This window comes from Aliikangiella maris (assembly GCF_040719265.1).
GTDB classification, from domain to species: Bacteria; Pseudomonadota; Gammaproteobacteria; order Enterobacterales; family Kangiellaceae; genus Aliikangiella; species Aliikangiella maris.
Genome location: NZ_JBFDAH010000001.1, coordinates 106237 through 129521, shown reverse-complemented (window position 1 = coordinate 129521; position 23285 = coordinate 106237). Strand labels below are relative to the sequence as shown.

General features: G+C 36.2%; 19 protein-coding genes and 1 tRNA gene. All 20 read right to left on the bottom strand.

Features of this window, described 5'->3' with window-relative positions:
• Window position 1: 1 nt before the first annotated feature.
• The 20 genes from ABVT42_RS00555 to metF all read right to left on the bottom strand — a co-directional run bounded on the left by ABVT42_RS00555 (window position 2) and on the right by metF (window position 23284).
• On the bottom strand, window positions 2–637 hold the full coding sequence (locus ABVT42_RS00555) for an IS110 family RNA-guided transposase (protein WP_367023333.1): 636 nt from the start codon (window positions 635–637) through the stop codon (window positions 2–4).
• Between the two features lie 452 nt (window positions 638–1089).
• Window positions 1090–1689, bottom strand: coding sequence for a sugar transferase (locus tag ABVT42_RS00550; protein ID WP_353873142.1), 600 nt, complete (start codon window positions 1687–1689; stop codon window positions 1090–1092).
• Window positions 1682–3490, bottom strand: a complete 1809-nt coding sequence (locus ABVT42_RS00545) for a GNAT family N-acetyltransferase (RefSeq protein ID WP_353873141.1) — start codon at window positions 3488–3490, stop codon at window positions 1682–1684. Before ABVT42_RS00545 ends, ABVT42_RS00550 begins: the two co-directional genes overlap by 8 nt.
• A gap of 69 nt (window positions 3491–3559) precedes the next feature.
• Window positions 3560–4666, bottom strand: a complete 1107-nt coding sequence (locus tag ABVT42_RS00540; protein ID WP_353873140.1) for a glycosyltransferase family 4 protein — start codon at window positions 4664–4666, stop codon at window positions 3560–3562.
• Between the two features lie 42 nt (window positions 4667–4708).
• Window positions 4709–5845 carry a glycosyltransferase gene (locus tag ABVT42_RS00535; RefSeq protein WP_353873139.1) on the bottom strand — a complete coding sequence of 379 codons (1137 nt, stop codon included), beginning with the start codon at window positions 5843–5845 and terminating at the stop codon, window positions 4709–4711.
• 12 nt (window positions 5846–5857) lie between these two features.
• Entirely contained in the window at window positions 5858–6874 is a 1017-nt protein-coding gene (locus tag ABVT42_RS00530; RefSeq protein WP_353873138.1) for a glycosyltransferase, read from the bottom strand.
• A 169-nt stretch (window positions 6875–7043) separates the two neighbouring features.
• On the bottom strand, window positions 7044–8294 hold the full coding sequence (locus ABVT42_RS00525; protein WP_353873137.1) for an O-antigen polymerase: 1251 nt from the start codon (window positions 8292–8294) through the stop codon (window positions 7044–7046).
• Between the two features lie 28 nt (window positions 8295–8322).
• A complete protein-coding gene (locus ABVT42_RS00520; protein ID WP_353873136.1) occupies window positions 8323–9753 on the bottom strand; it encodes a lipopolysaccharide biosynthesis protein in 1431 nt (476 codons plus the stop codon).
• Window positions 9754–9803: 50 nt separating this feature from the next.
• Window positions 9804–10352 (bottom strand): dTDP-4-dehydrorhamnose 3,5-epimerase, encoded by a 549-nt coding sequence (gene rfbC, locus ABVT42_RS00515; protein ID WP_353873135.1) that lies wholly within the window; start codon window positions 10350–10352, stop codon window positions 9804–9806.
• Between the two features lie 14 nt (window positions 10353–10366).
• Window positions 10367–11239, bottom strand: coding sequence for a dTDP-4-dehydrorhamnose reductase (gene rfbD, locus ABVT42_RS00510; protein ID WP_353873134.1), 873 nt, complete (start codon window positions 11237–11239; stop codon window positions 10367–10369).
• A gap of 6 nt (window positions 11240–11245) precedes the next feature.
• A complete protein-coding gene (rfbA, locus tag ABVT42_RS00505; RefSeq protein ID WP_353873133.1) occupies window positions 11246–12118 on the bottom strand; it encodes a glucose-1-phosphate thymidylyltransferase RfbA in 873 nt (290 codons plus the stop codon).
• Between the two features lie 3 nt (window positions 12119–12121).
• The gene (gene rfbB / locus ABVT42_RS00500; RefSeq protein WP_353873132.1) at window positions 12122–13186 is read right to left on the bottom strand and encodes a dTDP-glucose 4,6-dehydratase; all 1065 of its coding nucleotides are present in this window, start codon (window positions 13184–13186) and stop codon (window positions 12122–12124) included.
• A gap of 20 nt (window positions 13187–13206) precedes the next feature.
• Window positions 13207–14268, bottom strand: a complete 1062-nt coding sequence (locus ABVT42_RS00495) for a Wzz/FepE/Etk N-terminal domain-containing protein (protein WP_353873131.1) — start codon at window positions 14266–14268, stop codon at window positions 13207–13209.
• A 74-nt stretch (window positions 14269–14342) separates the two neighbouring features.
• Complete coding sequence (locus ABVT42_RS00490; RefSeq protein ID WP_353873130.1) at window positions 14343–15854, bottom strand: capsule assembly Wzi family protein; 1512 nt, start codon at window positions 15852–15854, stop codon at window positions 14343–14345.
• Between the two features lie 64 nt (window positions 15855–15918).
• Entirely contained in the window at window positions 15919–18585 is a 2667-nt protein-coding gene (locus ABVT42_RS00485; RefSeq protein WP_353873129.1) for an SLBB domain-containing protein, read from the bottom strand.
• A 548-nt stretch (window positions 18586–19133) separates the two neighbouring features.
• Complete coding sequence (gene rfaH / locus ABVT42_RS00480) at window positions 19134–19661, bottom strand: transcription/translation regulatory transformer protein RfaH (RefSeq protein ID WP_353873128.1); 528 nt, start codon at window positions 19659–19661, stop codon at window positions 19134–19136.
• A 46-nt stretch (window positions 19662–19707) separates the two neighbouring features.
• The gene (locus ABVT42_RS00475) at window positions 19708–20385 is read right to left on the bottom strand and encodes an MlaC/ttg2D family ABC transporter substrate-binding protein (RefSeq protein ID WP_353873126.1); all 678 of its coding nucleotides are present in this window, start codon (window positions 20383–20385) and stop codon (window positions 19708–19710) included.
• A 430-nt stretch (window positions 20386–20815) separates the two neighbouring features.
• Window positions 20816–20892, bottom strand: a tRNA-Val gene (locus ABVT42_RS00470).
• Between the two features lie 233 nt (window positions 20893–21125).
• Complete coding sequence (galE, locus tag ABVT42_RS00465; protein ID WP_353873125.1) at window positions 21126–22145, bottom strand: UDP-glucose 4-epimerase GalE; 1020 nt, start codon at window positions 22143–22145, stop codon at window positions 21126–21128.
• 188 nt (window positions 22146–22333) lie between these two features.
• Window positions 22334–23284 carry a methylenetetrahydrofolate reductase gene (metF, locus tag ABVT42_RS00460; RefSeq protein ID WP_353873124.1) on the bottom strand — a complete coding sequence of 317 codons (951 nt, stop codon included), beginning with the start codon at window positions 23282–23284 and terminating at the stop codon, window positions 22334–22336.
• Window position 23285 lies beyond the last annotated feature (1 nt).

Genomic DNA, 23285 nt, shown 5'->3' with positions numbered 1-23285 from the left:
CTCAAACTGTCATTATGTCGATGGGCATGCCGGAAGCCGCAAAATCTCTCCCTTTACGATAAGCTTTACCATCTCCAATAGCACTTGATAAAGCACTGGAACATAAAATACCTTCCCCCCTTAACTCTAAAAGTCTACTGGCAACCGGATCATTTTGAACATCTTGTTGAATCAGCTCATCAAGCATTAATAGACGCTCATCTAATTGAATTAAATCTTCCGATAAACCACTCAGCAATTCACGGAACATCGGAGACAAACTATTTTCTGCATCTTCTAACCAAATGGGAATAATTTTTCTCAGATTCTTGGCTCCAATAGGGGCTATCAACCCATATTCACCGGTTAACCCTCGAATTTGATTAATTTTTGCTGTTCTTTGCATCATTAACTTATCTCGAATACGATGTGCTGCTTGAACATCTTGCTGTCTGACTGTTTTCAAATTCACAAATCGCATATTAGGCCGACTCATGGCTTCGCAGATTGCTTCTGCATCGACCGCATCATTTTTATTACTTTTTACATAAGGTTTAACAAATTGTGCATGGATAACTGTGACTTGATAACCTAACTTTTCAAGTTCTCGGCCCCAGTAGTTTGCTGAACCACAAGCTTCCANTAACAAATTGTGCATGGATAACTGTGACTTGATAACCTAACTTTTCAAGTTCTCGGCCCCAGTAGTTTGCTGAACCACAAGCTTCCATCGCAATCACCGCTCCTTCTGGTACTTTTTTTACAATTGCTGCTAACCATTTATTCCGAGAATACTTTCCCTTCCATTGAACTTCACTGAATCGGTCAACAGCATGTATGTGAAAAATAGATTTGGCAATATCAACACCTACTCGAGTTATGTTACCCATGAAATTCTCCTCAATTGTTTATAATGACTATTCAAATACCATTGTCGCTTAAAATAGCCAATTGGTCAGGTTGAGGAGGAGTCCATACCATTGCTTACGTTCAATTTTTCAACAGACTTTACACTAGTATTAATCTATAGCTGCACACTTACGATTTTTGGCAAAATAAATACTTCGCCCAATAATAACTATTGGCATGATTTTTCGTTTTTACAACTTATTACTTACCAAAAACTATCCTAATAATTGTTTTGATAATAAGTTTAATATCTAATAAAACACTTTGCTCTTCTATGTATTTGATATAGTATTTTTGTTTGATAGGCAATATCTCTTCGATATAGGTTTTGTTAGGATCTAATGCATTTTCTAGCATTTGATTTTCATCTTTAAACGCAATGGAAGCAAAGTCTGTGATTCCAGGGCGAACAGATAATATTTTTTTTCGGATGTCATTTGGATAGACATCTATGTACTCCTGAACTTCCGGACGAGGGCCAACAAAACTCATTGTACCATCTAATACATTAAATAGTTGAGCCAATTCATCTAATTTATATTTTCTTAAAAAGAGTCCACTTCTAGTTATCCGGGAATCATTTCCAACTGTTATTTTTAACCCTTTAGTTTCGGCATCTACAACCATAGTTCTAAATTTATAAACACTGATCGTACTTCCATTTATTCCAACACGCTTTTGAATAAATAAAACTGGACCATCACTATCAACCTTAATCCAAAAAGCAATGAGTAATAACAAAGGACTAAGCAATGTCACTCCCAATAAAGAAAAAATCAAATCAAAGATTCTTTTAAGCACTTAACCGATACTCTTTAAGCACATTTCTAACAACAGAAATAACTTTATCAACTTGTTCGTCAGTCATTTTAGGATAATTAGGTAAACTTACGATCCGTGTAAACGCCTTACTAGATCTTGGAAAATCAGCTTTGCTTAAACTGTAAGTCTCTTGCCAATATGGGTGAAAATGCAAAGGAATATAATGCACCGATGTACAGATTCCTTTCTCCGCTAATATTTCAATAAAACGATCTCGCGAAATACTAATCTCGTCAATGTTTAGTTGCAACACATACAAATGCCACGAATGGACATCATCTTCATTAATTATTAAAGGAGTAACAACAGGTAAGTCATTAAAAGCATTACTATATTTGTTGGCAATTTCCTTTCGGCGCTCTTGTAACTGCCAAGCTTTTTTTAGCTGATGTATACCAAGCGAAGCAGCTATATCTGTCATATTATATTTAAAACCAGGTGCTACTACTTGATAATGCCAGGAAGGTTTAGTAGAAGTAAAACGGTCAAAAACATCTTTACTGATACCATGAAGACGCATACAGCTAACACGTTTAGCGTATTCTTCATTATTAGTAACCAACATTCCACCTTCACCTGTAGTAATCGTTTTGTTAGCGTAAAAACTATAAACGGTTATATCGCCAAAAGTACCAATTATTTTACCTTGATGAGTTGTTGGCACGGCATGAGCAGCATCTTCTAATACCTTTACTTTATATTGCTCAGCTAGTGCCATAATACGAGTCATGTTTGCCGATTGCCCCGCATAATGAACAGGCATTATTACTTTGGCTTCAGGGTGAGCAATTAATGCTGCTTCAACTTCATCACAGTCAATATTAAAACTATCCCCTTCAATATCGACAAAAACAGGATCGGCTCCCAAGTAGCGAATTACTTCCGCCGTAGCTGTAAAAGTATGCACAGTTGTAATTACTTTATCACCAGCTCCTACGCCTAAAGCTTCAAGACCTAAATGCAAGCCAGCGGTTGCAGAGTTAACTGCTAAGGCATATTTAGCTTGCACAAACTCTGAAAAATCTTTTTCAAATTGCTTGGTTTTCGGTCCTGTAGTTAACCAGCCAGACCGTATTGTATCTATAACCTCGTTGATTTCATTCTCATCCGTTAGAGGTAATGCATAAGGTATAAATGGCATTAAATCTGAGTCTTCGCCTCTATCAGTTTTATTACATTTATCTTTTTTCATTATTAACATCACTCTAGATTTGCCTTGTTTAAACTCTTTAAAAATATCATAACCTGACCGTTTATAAAATTCTATTACTGATTCATTATTATCTTGATCTGTTGTGAGATATATTCCGGCGCATTCACTTTCAAAACAAACTACCTCAAAAGCATTGAGCAATGTTTTGCCGACACCTTTATTTTGGTGGTCAGCCGATACTCCAATAGATGTCAATTCGCAGTATCCTTTCAAATTCACTTTGTCATCATTTACTCGTTTCTTAAAAATAATTGACATAGCTCTTTTGAAAATTTTTGACCATAGTTGCCAATTAAAAACATTAAGCAAAATTGAAGGAAGAAAATACATTTTGCGATTAGATAGCTCACAATAGAACTCTTCGATATTATGAGATCCAACAGCGAAGCCCATAATTTCAACACCATCAATACAGACCAAGGCGACATGTTTATCATCCAAGTAAAAGCTGTAATATTTGGTTAAAAAGCGTGCACCCAATGCTGTTAAAAAAAAATCAGGGAACGCAGAACTATGGATTTTCACAATAGCATCCAAGTCTTCCGAATTTAGCCTTCTTACTTCCATCACTTACCCTTACTAATCCTAATCACTTAACCAAGTACGACAATACAAATATCATGAGACTGCGAAATATTATTTCGTTTGTATTTCTTCACACAAGTTATTGTATTCGGTTGTCATCTTTTCACTTGTAAAATTATCATTGAAATTTTCATTTGAACTCAACCTAAGTCGTTCGCAAAGCTTTTCATCAGATAGAAGACAGCTTAATTTTTGCACTAAAGCAGAAATGCAACCAACATCAAAAATCAAAGCAGACTTACCATTATCACTTATCTCAATGTTACCACCTACATTACTTAGAATACTTGGTACTCCTAATGCCTGAGCTTCAAGAGCTGAAATTGAAAGCCCTTCTCTATAGCTAGGTAATACAAAGATATCGGCTAACGTTAAATAATCAGCTGGATTTTTTACAAAGCCGGTTAAATACACTCCATCTTCCCCACAAGCTTCATCTTTTAGCTTTTCGAAATCTGGTCCATCTCCAACAAAAAAGAGTTGTGCTCCTTTAATACTATCTTTCAATATACTAAACGCATGCAATAAATCAAAAACCCCTTTTTCTCTAACAATACGTCCAACGAATACAATTGATATTTTATTGCCAAATTTTTCCTTGAGAACCTTAACCTTGTCGCCACTTATAGATGGCGCATTCACGCCATTTCTAATTGAAATAGCGTTTGAATTATTAGAAATAATCCCAAGATCCTTTGCCCATTTTCTATGGTAGTCACTTACGAATATTAATCTATGTGTGAAGCGTGCTAAAAATTTTTCTATTATTGCAAATATCCTAACTTTTAAAAGTGAACTATTTTCACTAAACGGAAATCCATGGACAGTATGAAAAATATTCTTACAACCAGAAATCCTTCCCGCTATCCGACCAATAAAACCGGCCTTAGTTGTATGAGTATGTACAACATCAAACTCATCACGATTAAGAAATGTAACTAACCTAAATACGCCTAACACGTCTTTGAATAGGTTATAACTGCGCCAAATACAATCAACATGATGGGTATTAATTCCTTTGCTTTGCAAGTGTGAAATAAATTCACGGTCTGTTGTAAGCACGCTCACGTCATACCCTTTTTCCTTTTGCGCTACAACAATTTGGCTTATAATAACTGAACCACCACCAAATTTTGAATCTCCAACTACGTGTAACACTCTCAATTGATCACCTAATAAATTCGCCCATGCAACTTTTAATTATTTCGATTCTTTAGCATCAAACCAAACATCTGAAAATCTTGAAACCATGCTCTCTATGCTAAAATTTTGTTCAATTCGTTCTCTACATCTTTGTGTTAGATTTTGCCATTCATTTTCGTCTGCATTTTTTGCTATGGACTCACTCATGGCATTTGATAAGGCGATATGGTCTGCAGGTGGTACGACCCATCCATTACTACCGACTATGAATGATGCGTCACCGACATCAGTTACAATACATGGAGTACCACATGCCATAGCTTCTGCGACCACATTAGGAAAAGCTTCACCTAAACTCGGCAAGACCAATAAGTCAAATGCCGACATAACCTCACTAATTTGTTTAGTAGGGCCCAGTAGTAAGAAATCATCTTCCAACTCGTAATATCGAATCAGTTTAACTAGTTCTACATTACTATTATCAATGTTAGGTCCCACAAGAATGCACTTTATTGAACCTTTATATTGTCTCTTTAAATCTGAAACAGCTCGAATGAAGTTTTTATGATCTTTTAACGGGTCCCATCGGCCAACCACTCCGAAAACGATTTCTTTTTCACCGATCCGCCAATTAGAGCGATACCCATACCTACCTTTTCTAGTATGTTTGATTTTATTAAGGTCGTAACCGTTAGGAATAACTTCGAAGATAGAGGCTTTGTACCCGATATTTTTATGAACTTCAGCAGCTTTAATAGAACAACTGATTATACGTTTAGGAATTATCTTAGAAAATAAACTCGATATCTTTGCAATGTAAATAATTATTTTTGAGTTAAGTTTTGGATCTAGATTGGAATGACGAATTCCCCATACAACCGTCTTCACGCCAGCCAAGCGAGCGATAATTCCACCAAGAAGGTCAGAATGATATAACCAAGTTTGAACAACATCAGGTCTAACTTCCTTAACTATTTTATAAATCGAATAAAAACAACTAAATTTTACTTTTCCTCTTCGCACAGCCAATGAAAAAATAGTATGACCGGATTCACGTAACTTCTGTCCATATATGCCGTCTCCCATTATCGAAATAATAATATGTTCGTTACTTTTATCAAACGTAACAAGTCTGAACAATGCTCCTTCAGCCCCACCATTCCCCAAGCCCAAAGTTATATGTAATACTTTCATACAAATTATTACCTATTTACAAATATTCCTAATAACTCTGGTCAACTGTGGCACTATGACGTTATTAGAATAGTGCTCGCAAACAACCTTTCTTCCAATACCGCCCATCTTTTCCCTTAAGCTTTGAGAATTTAACAGCTCAGAAATAGCTTCTATCCAATCTGAAGGTGTCGACGCTAGATATCCAGACTCACCATGCGACATAACGGAAATATTCATACCTACGTCAGAAACCACAACTGGAACACCTACAGACATATAAGTCAACATTTTGTAACTACATTTACCACGCTCCCATTGGTTATCATCTAACGGCATTAAGCCAACGGAAAAATCTTGTATGGCTTGCACTTCAGTATCGCTAGTCCATTTTTCAAATATAATTCTTGTTGGATCAATTAATTTGAATTTCGGCGGTTCATTTGAGACTATTTTGATGCAAGCCTCTGAATGACGATTCAAAACTTCTAACAATTGAGCTTCAATATTATACAAATATTTAAAACCACTCGAAGAGCCGGACCAACCTATAGTCAATCTATCATCTTTAGTTTTCTGTGGATAAAAATAGCCAGTATCTACAGCTGTGGGTAGTATTGTAACCTCAGCGAACTTACTATAGTGTTCCGCCAGAAATTGGTTACCGCAAATTACGTGCGCTGATTTTTGTGCGATTTTGTTTATTAAGCCGCCCCGTTTACCTAGATGTACCGCATCATCAACATCAAAGATAAATGGTTTTCTTATAAACGGCTCAAACGTAATCAAGGTTGACAACAGTGGTTTTTGAACCAAACATAGGTCATAGTCTTTACTTTTACGAACACGTAAGTAAGCATCCTTCAAAGCTAAAGGTAACCATCCAAGTCTATTTATTGAGCCTGCAGGAGGATATGAGCCATATTTCGCATAAAGCTCGTCAACATTTATATTAAAACGCGTTAATTCAGGGGTTAACTTTCTGACTCTAAACCTACTACTAGGAGTATTCTCTCCAAGTGTAAGAGCCAATATATTTAGATTTTCCATAAAAGGAAGTTGTCACCTCTTTAAATTTCAGTATCAATAAATATTTGAAATAATAGATTATTAAATATTGTCATATTTATTTCGCTGAAGGCGCAGTGTTATTGTGTTAAGGAGTAAAATTTATTTTTGTATTTACCGTTTGTAATTAGTTACAACGTCAATATTCATTTCAAGTTTTGATTCGGTTAAAAAGCCCACGATTTGAAAATAACGCGACAATTGCAATTGAAATTAAATAGAATTTTATAAATAGCCAGAACGCAGATCCAAAACCATCTTTATATATAGATAACACTATTGCACTATACAAAAAACCACTTGCTACTAGTGAGAATACACTTCCATGTTTTGCTTTTTCAAAAAAATAAGTGCACAAGCTTGAATAGAGTACAATAAAAAAGACAATTCCAATATAAGAATAATGAGGAAAAATTGCGAAATACATGCTATAAACATTCCCAAGCTTGTTGTTGCCGAAATATGCATCATCGGCATGTACATTAGAAATCGGTGTACATAATCCAAGTTTAGATAATGCATGACAAACACTATTTAACGTATCCCAGCTTTCTCTTATATGTATCTGATTGTCAAAATAATGAGAAAATAATACCGGTCCTTGAAATAAATAATCGACAATATGCACTAGCAAAATATAAATAGATTCCCCTAAGCTTGCCTCGGCAACATCGACTTTACTTACTAAGGTTGCACCTAAAACCAGAACCAGCATAAAGGCCACAAAAAAGGAAGTCGCGACTTTTATACTTATTTTTCCACCCGAAAAGACATAGGTAAAAACCCATGCCAATATCAAGCTAATTAGTGCAGAACGCCCCGTTAACAACAACGTCAACGCAAGAAATGGAACGAGACTTAGTATTACTGGTGTTATTCGTACGAGTTTTTTACTAATTGCATATATAAATAAAATTGATAAGAAATATGCAATCACAAAATAATTTGCAGTGAAGAAAGAGCCGATCTTTTCACCGTTCAACGTTGCTTGCCTCAAATTATATGCTATTTCTGGAACAGAGCTACCGTACGACATTATTTCAATCACAAGTAGCGGTAAAAATATTATCGATATGGCTATAAAAAATACTAACAGTTTGTCGTAATTTAATGTTTCTAGTTGACCGCTCTTTTTAGATTTTTGTAAGCAAGCAGAAATAAACTGAATGCTTAAACTTGTAAGTGAAAATACGATTGCACCGAATATAAAAATTAGAACGGAGAATGAATTTACTGCATAAAACCCCATTAAAGGAGTTATAGACAAAAACACTAATGATACAGCCCATACACTACTAAAAGTGAATGCAGGAGAGACTACACTGCGAGAGTACCTATAGCAAAGGTAAGAAAAATTCAATAGAATTATTCCAGAAAGCAATGTATAAACGATATTGGACACTTAAAGTCTGCCTATATCCGACATACTCTTACTTGAAAGTAATATTTTTTGATAATTTAAGTTTAACAATATTTCTAAGCCCAAGATAGTTCATTATCCAAAGTAAAACAGTATATGCTAACGTCCCAATTAATATTTTTACTGAGATTAATATATACAAATTTTCAAATTTTATGATTTTAACTACTATTACCATTAATACACATGCAAAAATAATCTTCGATATATTTAGCCAGGGAAGCCTAGGCATGTCGAAAACTTTATTACCTAAATAAATACATACGAAAAGATAAACTAGAAACGAAATCAAAATGGCGTAACACGCCCCCATAATTCCAAAATAACTGATTAAAATTGGATTTGAAACAAAACTGGCTATTGCACCAGCAATCACACCAACCACTTGTAGTTTTGTATTTTTAGCCAACTGAAATGCATAATCGAAATAATAAGACTTAAAAACCATTGTCAATAATGCAATTGACAAAATAGGTATATAAATAACGGCACTCTCTCTAAATTCATTACCTAAAAATATTGCCGTCACCTCATCTACAGTTACAATCAAACCAAATACAATTGGCATAGAAATACATAGTAAAAGGTTAAAGGACTTTAACAACTGCTTCTTTCCTTCCGCCTCCCCTCTCTCTGTGTAAGCTTTCAAAATCAACGGAAATCCAGCAAGGTGTAACACTGCACAGATTGTTAAGATGATATATTGCGTAAAATCAAATGCTACCGAAAATAATCCCACAGCTGATTTTCCAATGCTTTGATCTAAAAAGAACTTACCAGAACCATTTATTACAAATAGCATTAAAAACGTTAAGGTTAATGGTAATCCATAATCAGCCATTTTGTAAAAAACGGGTTTGCTAACTTTACTTACGCTAAATCCCATCCAATACCGATATTGTACCAGTGTAGCGACGCAGAAACTTGTACATAAAGCGATCAAAATACCAGACACGCCAAACCCAGCCAATATTGCAACATACCCCCCGAATACAGCTAAAGTACTTTTTATACCTAAGGAGATAGCATAAGATGACGGTTTTAGATCTGCGTTAGACAGTCGTTTGTTTATTTCAAACCACGCACCAGATAAGATAACGGCACCAACCACAACAAAATTTATTTCACTTTCTAAAACAAGATTTAATATGCCTGAAACAATAGCGATAACAACGCTGATAAGTACAAATGATAATAAGGTAGTCGATAAAAGAAAAACTTTTTGATCGGAATGCACGTATTCTTGATAGTAACGTCCGAGAGAGAGGCTAAGCCATTGATAAAATATAGTGGTACCAGCGGCAGCTAATAGCAAAGTTAAAGAGTATAACCCGTAATCCTCCGGACTCAGCAGTCGAGTAAAAACGGAAATGCCAATCAAAGTCATTGCCGCTGGTAGAATTTGCGTAATCGCATAAATAAAACTATGTTTAAACAGCACTGCTAACTCCGTAGTACTCAAAAGTCAAAAACATTCGATTTCCACAATATTTACAGGCAGAGCGCTAAAAACTTTACACCTTGCCGATCTTTTTCAGACAGCTGTACTTCTTCATGGTTAAAAGTCGGCCAATTAATACCAATTTCAGGATCATTCCAGTTAATCGAAATTTCGGCGCTAGGGTTATAATAATCTGTACATTTATAAACGAATTCAGCCTCATGACTTGTCACATAAAACCCATGAGCAAATCCTTCAGGAACCCAAAGTTGTCGCTTATTCTCAGCAGACAAATATTCACCAACCCATTGGCCAAATGTTGGAGAATTCTTCCTAATATCAACCGCAACATCAAAAACTTCCCCTGAAATTACGCGAACCAATTTGCCCTGAGTATTTTCAGTTTGATAATGTAAACCTCGTAAGATGCCTTTTTTAGATTTAGAATGATTATCTTGAACAAAAACTGTTGGCCTTCCTGCCACCTTCTCTTCGAACTCTTTTTGATTCCAGGTTTCCATGAAAAAACCGCGGTCATCACCAAACACCCTCGGCTCAATAATTTTCACATCTGGTATTTTAGTCTCTATTACATTCATCTATTTACGCCTTATTACTCATATTCACAGATTTTTTCTAAAGCCTTCAACCAATCTGATGGCTCAATTCCAAGCTGCAACTTAACTTTACTACATTCAAGTTTAGAGTTTTTAGGCCGTGCTGCAGGGGTGGGGTAGTCTTCAGTTTGTATTTTGTTTAGTTTTGGAATTGACTCTAATAATCCTTTTCCTTTTGCCTTCACAAAAATTTGTTCTGCAAATTCATACCAACTTGCATAAGGATATCCTGAATAGTGATAACTCCCCCAACTGTCAAAGCGCTTATCTTCAATTTGGTAAATTATCTCGACAATCGCATCCGCAATATCACCAGCATAAGTGGGTCCACCGAACTGATCGCCGACAATACCTAGAGATTCTCGTTCTTGACCTAGCCGAAGCATAGTTTTAACAAAATTATTACCATGCTCGCCAAAAACCCAGGCTGTCCGTAAAATAATATGTTTCTCGCAGTTTTCGCGAACAGCAATTTCTCCTGCAAGTTTACTTTCACCATAAACACCTTGAGGATTGACATGATCTGTCTCTGAATAAGTCCCACTCTTATTACCCTCAAAAACATAATCCGTCGATATATGAATTATCGAAGCATTAACTGAGCTAGCAGCTTTGGCTAGCAATTTTGGGCCAGTAGCGTTGATTTCAAATGCGAGCTCTTTTTCACTCTCAGCTTTATCTACTGCGGTATAGGCTGCAGCATTAATAATCACTTGCGGTTTAAATTCAGCGACCGTCAGGTTAATTTTTGGCTCATCGGTAATGTCGAGAGATTCACGAGTTAACGCAAGTAGCTCACACTTACCTTCGAGCTTTTTCTTTAGCAGGAAACCAACCTGACCATTGCAACCTGTTAATAAAATTCGCATTTATAGTTAATTCTTTTCTTCGATAAGTGATTGAATATATTTTCCATACTCATTCTTTAGCATAGGCTTCGCAAGTTTTAACAACTGTGCATCCGTGAGCCAACCATTTCGCCAAGCAATTTCTTCCAGACAGGCGACTTTTAGTCCTTGTCTATGCTCAATAGTTTGAACAAAATGACTTGCTTCCAGTAGGCTCTCATGAGTACCAGTATCAAGCCATGCAAAGCCACGCCCAAGGAGCTCAACATTTAAATCTCCGCGGTCAAGATAAGCGTTATTAACACTGGTAATTTCCAGTTCGCCACGGTTAGAAGGTTTAATTGTTTTTGCAATTTCAATTACATCGTTATCATAAAAATATAACCCAGTAACTGCAAAGTTTGATTTAGGTTTAATGGGTTTTTCTTCGATCGAGATAGCTTTCATATCACGATTAAACTCGACAACTCCAAAACGTTCAGGATCTTTTACCCGATAACCAAAAACAGTCGCTCCACTTGTTCTATTGGCAGCATTTTTTAACTTTTTGGAAAAACTTTCTCCATAAAAAATATTATCGCCTAAAACTAAGCAAACACTGTCATCACCGATAAAATCTTCACCTATAATAAAAGCTTGTGCTAAGCCATCGGGACTTGGTTGTTCAGCGTAAGAAATATCCACACCAAACTGCTGACCATTTTCTAATAACCTTTTATAACCATCTATGTCACTAGGCGTAGAAATAATCAGGATTTCTTTAATTCCAGCCAACATTAGTACCGACAATGGATAATAAACCATAGGCTTGTCATAAATAGGCAGTAATTGTTTTGAGACACCTTTGGTAATGGGATATAAACGTGTGCCTGATCCCCCCGCAAGAATAATACCTTTCATTTTTTATCCACCATTTCCTAATCGCTCTAAACTATAAGAACCATCTAAAACTCTACTCCACCAGTCTTTATTATTTAAATACCACTCAACCGTTTTTCGAATACCAGACTCAAAAGTTTCAGACGGCTTCCATCCTAACTCTCTTTCAATTTTACTTGCATCTATTGCATATCTAACATCGTGACCGGGTCTATCTTTAACGTAGCTAATTAAGTCAGTGTAATAGCTTACCCCTTCTGGCTTGCTTGGCACTAACTCTTCCAATAGTTGGCACAATGTTTTTACTACATCGATATTAGCTTTTTCATTATGACCACCAATATTATAGGTTTCCCCAACTTTACCCTTTGTGGCGACCAAATAAAGCGCTCTGGCATGATCTTCGACATAAAGCCAATCTCTGATCTGTTGGCCATCCCCGTAAATTGGTAGTGGTTTGCCTTCTAACGCGTTTAAAATCATAAGCGGGATTAGCTTTTCAGGGAAATGATAAGGACCATAGTTGTTTGAACAATTAGTTACCAATGTAGGTAAACCATAAGTCCGTAACCATGAGCGTACTAAATGATCGCTCGAAGCTTTTGAAGCTGAATAAGGACTACTTGGAGCGTATGGCGTTTCCTCTGTAAATAAATCTTCTGGTCCATCCAGATCACCGTACACTTCATCTGTTGATATATGATGGAAACGAAATATAGCTCTGTCTTCTTCTGTTAGATTAAGCCAATACTGACGACTTGTTTCCAGTAAGTTATACGTGCCAATAATATTTGTTTGTATAAACTCAGACGGCCCGTCTATTGAGCGATCAACATGGCTTTCTGCGGCAAGATGCATTACTACGTTAGGTTTATATTTTGAAAAAACACGCTCCAATTCTTCTCTATTACAAATATCAACTTGTTCAAATACATATCGAGGATTATCAGAAATAGATTGAAGTGACTCCAAGTTACCTGCATAAGTTAATTTATCTAAATTAACTACTTTATCACTAGTGTTTTCTATTATGTGACGAATAACAGCAGAGCCAATAAACCCAGCGCCTCCAGTAACTAGTATTTTCATATAATTTTAGACCATCGTTTTTAATGTTTAGACTCTATTTTATTGCTGTTACTGAAATATCTGACGAGTACGATTAAAACAGACAACATTCCACCAAGCATCACACCCAAAACACAAATCAACGCTCGCTTTGGCTTAGATTTTTCTTCTGCAACCTTTGCATAACTAATTGTTTTAAAAACATACTCATCACTCACCTCAGTCAGCATCAAAGTCTTAGTCTGCTCCTCAATCAACTGATAAAAAACAGCTTGCATATCAGCAATGTTGGTTTCACCTATTTTAGCTTTTAAATACTCAATACTTTTAGTCGCTTCTTCTTTTTCTTGCTTTTGAATATGCTCATTAATTGACTTTACTAGTTTGTCAGTCCATTCTTTGGCTAAAACTGGTGAGTAATACTCAACGGATAAATTAATTAAGCTCGTTTTTTTATCCTGACTAATACTAATTCTTTCTCTAAACTCTTCAAATAATTCCCAGCTACTAGGCTCAGCAGTTTCTCCTTTTTTCGAGTCAAAATCCCTAACCCAGTTTTTATTCTCAACATCATAAATTTCAGGATCTATTATCAACTCGTTAGTACTTCTATTCCACCCTTTAGCAGCAAAAACTTCAACCTGAATATTATTATCTTCAATAAACTTTTCCAAAAAACCCCAAGTTTTAATAATTTCCATAGCAATAACAGACTTATCTTCAGCGCCACCACCACCTAAATTAAGTCCGGCAAGAGAAGCCAAACCACCAAATTGCCCAGCTAATTTAGAAAGACCACCAGCGCCCCCTGATTGCGTTTCAGGCGCTAAAATAGCCGTTGACTTATATTCATTAGGTAAAGATAGCGCATAGAAAACAGAAGTGATTGCAAAAATGAAAGTGACTCCAACAATCAACCACTTCCCCTGCCAAATAGCATTCCATAACTCACGTAAGTCAATTTCATCTGATTCATTTGAAAATCGTTCATCCATTAATAATGGACGATTTACTAATAACGCAAGATTTGACTCTATTCGCTTATTATGGGCTTCTAATTCCGCTAATTTTCTTTCTATTTCTTTTGTATTATCTTCAGACATTAATTATTCAAGTAATAAGTAATAAGTAATAAGTAATAAGTAATAAGTAATAAGTAATAAGTAATAAGTAATTATCAGTTTAAATAGTAAACCCAATCAACAACAATGTTTTTATTGGGTAACTCTCTTCCCAAAGTAACAATATCAGCAGATGAGCGCTCTAATTTAAAATTAAATTCACCATACGATTGAGAGAGATATTTCCACTGTAGTTGCACCTTCTTAAATCTATCATCATTTTGATTAAACTGCATTTCTATCAATTTTAACCCAACCGAATTATGCCAATTGATTTTTGAATAAATACCAAAGCTATTCACTTTAAAACGCTTTCCAAAAGTTGAGCCTATCATACGTTGGTGGTACTCATAGCCTTCGGGGTAAGTTTGACTGAAATAAAGCTCATTATGTTGTGAATTTGAAGTCTGACTATTCTCTAAATACCACTTCCAATATGAACCTAAAAACTTAAAGCTAGACGACAAACCTAATTGGGTCACCTGTTTTGCGGGAATCAACTGAGTTTCACTTTCACCGTATTGAGCATAATAAACATTAAGCGGATTGTCTAAGGGTAGACGCCAGCGTAAATCAAAACCGGCGATTCTGTCTCCATTGAGTGAATACTCATCATCACACTGATTATCGACAAATTCACCACAAAATTGGTTACCAATAAATAGATCTATCAGACTATCAAATGATTCGGGTCTTTGCTGGTAAATATTTTTTCCGTTATTATCTACACCAACAATATCTTTACCGCCCCATAATGCAGAAGTTCTTAAGGCCACCTCAAGCGAATCAAGTGGTTTAATAGTCAAACTAAAGCCAGTTAGTTTTGCATTCTTGATATGAAAGTTATCATCCAGCTCTGCAACAAAAGCATTTAAATTCCAAGGCCCTAACCACCGTAAGGCCCTATTATCAAATGACTCAGTGTAGTTTCTTTGTATTGCTATACCTAATGGCGCTTTAGCATTATTCGATAAAATGTTACTAGACTCCCAGCCAGGTCCCCACCAGCGCTCAATCTTACCAATGCTGGTAATCCAGTTTCCATAAATACCGGCAATATAGCTACCATCAAGTCGTGTGTCTTTATTATCAAAATCACTTCGCTGACGCGTTACTTCAATATTCCAAGCAAAATGTTTGGTCACTGAAGAACGTTTAATGGCAAACTCTGTTTTGGCCCTTGTAATATCACCAAAGCTGCGAAATACAGATTCATCTTGACTGACACCTAACCTTATTGACTTATGCGAACGCAGAGTAGTTGCTTGTTTACCTATTTGTAAAACGCTTTGCATAGTTTCTAGGTAAGGCTGACTTGTCGGTTTATCAATTTCTCGTTCGATGTCGCGAATAATATTAGACCAAGGTAAAGGGTAAGTCGAAATCGGAGAGCGAATAATTCCATAATCAGCAAGTATTTCTATTTCAGCTCTTAACCAACTATCTTGAGTATTGATCCAAGGTTCAGCTTGCAACTTAATGTTTATGACGAGTGTTGTTAGTAGTCCGCCAATAAAAATAAAAAGCCTAACCGCTTTTAAGTTACCTTTAATTATGAACGCAGCCACCAAGATACCCAATACACCTTAAATACTTTTTTAAATTTAACTAAACAGTCTTTAAAGTGATACTTTATAGATTATTAATTGCAGCGGCACCAAGCGCTAGCTGATAAACAATTTGACTCACGTTCGTCCATAATGTCATTGATTTAATTCTGTCGGTATCTAACGGCACAACAATAGTATCACCTGGACTTAACTTTTCTTTTTCATGGTTTAACCAACCACTAGTGTGTGGCAAAAACACGGCGCCATTCGCTTTGACCACATAAACCCGATTATCATCTGCCCTTTGTGTCAGACCACCACTTTTCTCAATATAGTCCTGCAAAGTCCAGCTTTGATTAAATAAATGAGAGGTCGAATGCTGTACTTCACCAATAACAGAAACCTCTTGGCGATAAGTCGGAATAATTAACATATCCCCATCTTTCAGTTGTATATCATTTTCCTGTGAGGTAACTATTTTATCTAAAGCAATAACTAAACGCCCTAGTGCTTCAGTTTCAGATAAAGCACTAAGTAGTTTTTCGGCATTGTCAACAGAACTGCCCATTCGCTTTCCAGCAGCAACATCTTCTAAATCACTAGCAGCCAGGTCAGCCCGCATTTTGGTACGTAACTCTTCTAGTCGTTTAGCTTCTTGTTGCTTGAGATCGCGCCGGGTAAATACAGCTGCTTGAATATGCGCCATTGAAGTAAATCCACCCGCTCTGGCAATTACCTGAGTTAAAGTTTCTCCGCGACTGAACTCATATTCTCCGGGGAAACGGACTTCCCCCTCTAAGGTGATACTAAGTTTTTCTCGATATTCTGGTGTTGAATAGACTGACAATTTATCTTTGGCCTGAATAGAAAATTTATCGACTCCCATTAATTGCTCAGCTAGATTAATATTAATATGTTCAATGGTTGCTGTTTCCATATCAGCCAAGTCTCGCCGTGTCACTTCAACACTCCCCAAATATGAAGCTTCTTTAAGCCCTCCAGCCAAGAGGATTAAATCGCGTATATTCATATTCTGTGTCAGTGGATAGGTTCCAGGAAAGCGAACATTACCACTGATTTCAATGGTTTTGATTAATTGTCCGTCAGCAGTTTGTTCTTTCAGCTTTTTAATGACATATTCCAACGAATGCACACGAATATTATCTGACTGTATTAACTCTTCGAGTTCTCGCCGTTTTCGATTTTGCTCGGGCGAATCAAGACTTGAAATATTTTCTCGTTTTTCATAATTTTCTATTTTTGCAAGGCTGCGTTTGTATTGTTCCAGCTCATTTAGTCCTTGATCTAGCGTTTGGTTAGGTTCAGCCACAAATGCTTTAAAGGTGAGTATTCTATCGAGCGGTTTAAGTTCAATATCTTCGGCTTTCTTCTCAATAACAGAGCGAGGGTAAAAATGTAATACTGATAATTGTCTTAGCGGCATTTCACGGCGTAAAATTAATCCGATATTTAAATCCGTATTTTGCTTGAACTGCTTAATTGAATGAACAACATCACTTAACTTTAATCCAGGGTGCCACTTTATGGCACGTTTTCGCTGGAATGTACCATCTAATAAAACCACATCTTCCATTTCTTTCAAGATGGTGCCAACTTCCACTAAATCGCCATTTTTAATTTGAGTTGCTTTGCCTGATTTTTTTGTTAAATCAGCGTCAATAACTGTAGAATAGCCACTAGCACTATTACGTTTAATATAGGAAATATTTGGATACGCACTTGGTGAATAACCACCTGCAATTTCTACAAGTTCAGTGACGGTAGACTCATCTCTTAATTCATAAATTGCTGGACGTTTCACTTCCCCCTTAATACCTGCAGTTTTTCCAACAGGTGGAATATAAATAACATCACCTGGTTGTAAGCGAGCATCCCCTCGGGTATCACCCTTGAGCAGTAAATTGTAAAGATCTAATGAGGTAACAACTTTTCCTTGCCTTTTTAATTGAATATTACGTAATGAGCCAACTTCTTTAATACCGCCGCTAACAAATAGTGCGTTCGTCATGGTCGATAACGAACTCACGGTGTATGAACCCGGCTTAAAAGCCTCACCAAGAACAAAGATTCGAATAGAGCGCAGTTTTCCTAATGAAACCACAGCGCGAATGCCGATCATCTGCTCTTTTACCGAATTGGTAACTCGCTGCTTCATCTCTTGAAATTGTAGGCCGGCAACAGAAATGGGGCCAAGTTCAGGAAAATTTATCTGTCCATCTCGACTTACTTCCAGTTCAAGATTATCACTTTCTTTACCCAATAACTGTACTTTAATTAAATCACCAGGGCCGATAATATAATTTACAGGCACAGGAATATCCGTAGCAGGCGCAAATGTCGTTGGTTGACCGGAGAAAAGATCATATCCAAATCGATACAATCCATTTTCCATTGTTAAGTCTTCATGAGAAAAGCGCGGCTCAGGAAATTCTTCTTCATCAATATTTTGCTCTTCACCAATAACCCCTCGCGTACTCATTTCTAATTGCGAACCTCTTGGCACAATGTTTTTCTTTTTCTCCTGTGATTGATTTTTATCTATGGAGAGCATCTCTAGAGAGGAACACATTTCGTCAACATCATAGCCTGCCATTTTGGCCATCTGACGCTGTTGGGGGGTAATATTTTTGCAGCGAGCCTTCAGTTCACTAGTGTCGATTGCTTGAGACAGGATAGAAAAAAATAATCCACTAAACCCAATTATCAATAAGCCTAACTTTGTTTTCATAAATCTACTAACCGGATATTCCAATATTGCTTTTTATGTTTTATATATTTTTATGTTTTATATATTTTTATATTTGATAATTTGCTGTAGCGGTAATATAAACGTGTAATACTCTTACTTTTAAAGTGCTTCAGACACGCTACCGCCCTTGAGTTATCGCTCTCAATACGCGATGAATGAGTAGTCACTTTTGTTGTCTGTTTTTAAAAACTAACACTTTTAGTAATACTTTTAATTAAGCAAGCTCATTGTTTTTATTTTCTAGCCAACACTTTTAAGACTTTAATTACTCACTAGTCCACTCATTTTTTCGCCAGCCATTTGTGTCAGAATTTCAATTTAAGTTCAATGTCAAATTAATGAAATATTATTGAAATATGATTACAAAACCAGCATATCTCATAAAATAATTTATTGATAAAACAAACACTTAAAGCATACAGTTAAACTGAATACTTTCGGGAGCGAATTATACCCTAAGGTTATGTTAAAAACAGCCAGAATCTGTTAAATTGTTGAAACATCCAAGATACAAAAGAAATGTCTATTTATTCAACAATAAATTGGTTGTTTTCTAGTTTAAGACGGTTAACCTTCCCCAAAAACTCGATCAAAATTAAAGATCGTTCTTCACCACTGCTAGCTTCATATATTCCTTTAAGACCCCGAAATGGACCTGACATAATGGAAATACAGTCGCCGGGATTAAAGCATCGTTTGACTACTTCCTGCTGATCATTATTTTGTTTTTCGATAAATTCTTGCACTAAGTTTAGTGGTAATTTTGCGGGTATGCTGGAAAATCTTACCCAATCACGAATGCCTCGTGTTGAGCGCACCTTATGCCACAATCCATCTTTTGGTGACAGGCTGATAAAGACATACCCTGGAAAAAGCGCCTCTTCGATAACACGCTTTTTACCTGCATAAAGTTTTTCTACAAAAATTGTCGGCGCAAAAGCAGTTATTCCCTGGTTGTGTAAATTTTCAATAGCGCGAGTTTCTTGACGAGGCTTGCTGGCAGCCAAATACCATTCTTGAACAGACTGTTGACTGACTGTATTTATATCTGACATATCACTGGTAATCATTATATCGTTTCAATCGAGTTCTATAATTATTTTAATTAACTAGTTTCGATGGTAAGTAACCTTGATTTTTTTGATTAATCGCTGTTATCACACCATCAATTCCTTTTTCATCAAGCAATTGACGAAAATGTTGTTTTTTCAAGCTAATATAGCTGGCTCCTTGAAATAAAGCATCATATAAAAACCATTCGTTATTATTATTAAAAATTTTGAAACTCACCTTAAATCGAGGTAATACATTAGGAATAACTTCAATGGTTAACAAGCCTAATGTTGCTTTAGAGTTAAGTTGTAAACTAACAAATTGAATTTGCTGCCCATCATACAACTTAAACCCTTCTTGAACATAACGCTGGAGTGTATTGTTAAAGCCTTGATTTAGCTTTTTAATTTGTATTTGGTCAAAGTTTTTCCATGATGTAGTCCCAAATAGCCGTTTAAGCGTATGCGGGCTATACCAAATCGAAAGCAGCTGAGCATCAACATAGTCAGCTAATTTAGTTGGTGACTGCATAAATGATGTTCGATTGGTAATTAACGTTTGATTAATTGACTCAATCAGCTTTTGGTAATGATGTATAAGATTTTGATGGTTGTCTTGCGTAATTTTGGCCAGATGGGTTGCGCCAATTGTTTGCGAATCTGACGTAAACTCATTGATGTTATACCGGTCTGAGTAAGACTTATCGGCATAGGATAATGATGACAAGGTTGTTAGGATTATACCCAGAAATAAAGCAGTTGGAGAGCTACTAGGTAGCTTGCTAATAGATGAAATGACGAGCTTTAAATAATTAAGATAACTGTAAATATTCATCCAGTGGCTATTAATAATTTATACCATTAAAATTCGTAGAATCGATTAGTTATTAGATGAAATTACTTAATATCATTTAACTAATTTTAATCACAACAGTTTGCTTTACAACAAAAATGATGGGATTAACTTTCTACACATTCCTATCAGGATTTATAAAGTACCAAGACAACTTAAAAAGTTCAATTTTTCTTTCAATTAGATTCATCAAAAACAAACATTTAATGATCAAACCTTAAGAAACGTTGGAATAAAACTTTAACCAAACCTGCTTTTATTAAAGACACTTACTGCCTATTTACACACAGTTATTGCTTTCATTTGGTAGTCGCGAGTGGACTCGAACCACCGACCCCCACCATGTCAAGGTGGTGCTCTAACCAACTGAGCTACGCGACTATTATATCTGTTTTAACACGGTATAATATGCTTTAGCATAATATACCGTTTAACAACAAAAAGTTACTGCTAAGTAACGAGGCGCGTATCTTATCAGAATGATATTTTTGCGCAAGTATTTTTAATTAATCTTTAAGATAGGGCCTAAATGGCCTGTTAGATCATAAACTGTACAATATCGACACTATGCAGGTGATTACAAAGCTCATCATCACATATAGCTTACTTTATACTTAGATGTCATATCCATTCGGATTTCGACTTTGCCAGCGCCAGGTATCAGCAACCATCTCATTTAATCCTCTAGTTGCTCGCCAATTAAGTACTTTATCGGCAAGCCCAGGGTCTGCCCAACATTCAGCGATATCACCTGGGCGTCTGGCAACAATTTCATAGGCAACAGGTTTATTGGCACCTTCTTCAAATGCTTTGACCATTTGTAATACTGAATAGCCATTCCCTGTACCTAGATTAAAAGTAGAAACACCTTCAAGCTGCTTAATTTTTTCAATAGCTTTCACATGTGCATCAGACAAATCCATCACATGAATATAATCTCTTACACCCGTCCCATCGACTGTTGAATAGTCATTGCCAAAAATAGATAGTTTTTCTCTTTTTCCGACAGCAACCTGACTGATATAAGGCATTAAATTATTAGGTATACCTTGTGGATCTTCACCAATTTGGCCACTTTCATGGGCACCTATTGGGTTAAAATAACGCAATAAAATAATATGCCATTGCTCATTTGATAATGACAAGTCGCGCAATATCTCTTCAATATAGAGCTTTGAGCGACCATATGGATTAGTGGCACTGGTAGGAAAATCCTCAGTAATAGGTACACTGGCAGGATCACCGTAAACGGTAGCCGATGAGCTAAATACGATATTAAAGCAACTAAAACGCTGCATAACCTTAAGCAGACTTAAAGTACCATAAACATTTTGCTCATAATATTCTAATGGAATTTGAGTGGACTCCCCCACCGCCTTTAAGCCAGCAAAATGAATGACACCTTCGATTTGATGTTCCTGAAATATAATACTGAGTTTATCTGAGTCTCGGATATCCGCTTTGTAGAAAGTAACAGACTTACCAGTTAATTTTTCAACTCGTCTTAAAGATTCAAGAGACGAATTAGATAAATTATCGACAACAACGACTTGATAACCTGCTTCAAGCAACAATAGTGTCGTATGACTACCTATATAGCCAGTGCCACCAGTAACCAGTATTTTTCCTGACATTGTGTTTATACCTTTATTTCATAACTCAGTCATGTGAATGACCAATGATTATAAAGAAGCTCTAGTCCAATCGCAATCGACTATCGAATATGTCATTGAAAGTTTAAAAACGAGGTTAAAGATTAAAATAGAAAATCAGCCCACTTGATTGTGCCAAAGGGGCTGATAAAAAAGTAAGGATGAAATAATCAAGCAATCGCTTCTTCTGCAACTGGCTCTTCTTGATCGGTCTGATAAATAGGCTTATTTTCACGCACACCTAAAGAATGACAAATCGCATAAGTTAAATCAGAACGGTTCAAAGTATAAAAATGAAAATCTCTTACGCCTTCTTTTGCAAGAACTTTTACTTGCTCTATCGCAACATTTGCAGCAATTAAATTACGTGTCATTGGATCATTATCTAATCCTTGATATAAGCGATGCATCCAGCCAGGAACATTCACATTAGTCATTGAAGAAAACTTTAACAGTTGACTAAAGTTAGTTACCGGTAAAATACCAGGCACAATTTCAACTTCAATTCCTGATGCTAAACAACGGTCGCGGTAACGTAAGTAAGTTTCGGTATCAAAGAAAAATTGACTGATTGCCCGTGAAGCACCTGCATCAACTTTTTTCTTTAAGTTGATTAAATCAAATTGTGCATTTGGCGCTTCAGGGTGTACTTCTGGATAGGCAGCGACACTGATTTCAAAGTCAGCGACTGACTTTAAAAGTTTGACTAAATCGACAGCATACATCTCTGGGCTGTTCGAGTCTTGTTCTTCTTTGGGCAAATCCCCGCGCAATGCAACAATATGTCGAATTCCCGAACGCCAGTAATCTTGCGCAATATGAATTAATTCTTCTTTAGAAGCACCAACGCAGGTTAAATGTGGAACCGGTGTTAAGCTGGTTTCTGCTTGAATTTTAGAAATGATTCGATGAGTTCTTTCTCGAGTTGAATTAGCAGCCCCATAAGTTACAGAAACAAACTTAGGCGACAATACTTCAAGTCGCTTAATCGAATTCCATAGTGTTGTTTCCATCTCGGCTGAATTAGGTGGAAAAAACTCAAATGAAACATTCACCTTTCCAGACAATTCAAATAGACTTTGATTGAGCACTTCAACTTGTTGAGCATGATTAAATGCCATA

Bases quoted from the DNA above. Each gene is read 5' to 3' on its own strand.
- metF (WP_353873124.1), bottom strand. From the start codon at position 23,284: ATGGCATTTAATCATGCTCAACAAGTTGAAGTGCTCAATCAAAGTCTA.
- ABVT42_RS00530 (WP_353873138.1), bottom strand. From the start codon at position 6,874: ATGGAAAATCTAAATATATTGGCTCTTACACTTGGAGAGAATACTCCT.
- ABVT42_RS00545 (WP_353873141.1), bottom strand. From the start codon at position 3,490: ATGGAAGTAAGAAGGCTAAATTCGGAAGACTTGGATGCTATTGTGAAA.
- rfbC (WP_353873135.1), bottom strand. From the start codon at position 10,352: ATGAATGTAATAGAGACTAAAATACCAGATGTGAAAATTATTGAGCCG.
- rfbD (WP_353873134.1), bottom strand. From the start codon at position 11,239: ATGCGAATTTTATTAACAGGTTGCAATGGTCAGGTTGGTTTCCTGCTA.
- rfbA (WP_353873133.1), bottom strand. From the start codon at position 12,118: ATGAAAGGTATTATTCTTGCGGGGGGATCAGGCACACGTTTATATCCC.
- ABVT42_RS00535 (WP_353873139.1), bottom strand. From the start codon at position 5,845: ATGAAAGTATTACATATAACTTTGGGCTTGGGGAATGGTGGGGCTGAA.
- ABVT42_RS00495 (WP_353873131.1), bottom strand. From the start codon at position 14,268: ATGTCTGAAGATAATACAAAAGAAATAGAAAGAAAATTAGCGGAATTA.
- rfbB (WP_353873132.1), bottom strand. From the start codon at position 13,186: ATGAAAATACTAGTTACTGGAGGCGCTGGGTTTATTGGCTCTGCTGTT.
- ABVT42_RS00485 (WP_353873129.1), bottom strand. From the start codon at position 18,585: ATGAAAACAAAGTTAGGCTTATTGATAATTGGGTTTAGTGGATTATTT.
- galE (WP_353873125.1), bottom strand. From the start codon at position 22,145: ATGTCAGGAAAAATACTGGTTACTGGTGGCACTGGCTATATAGGTAGT.
- rfaH (WP_353873128.1), bottom strand. From the start codon at position 19,661: ATGTCAGATATAAATACAGTCAGTCAACAGTCTGTTCAAGAATGGTAT.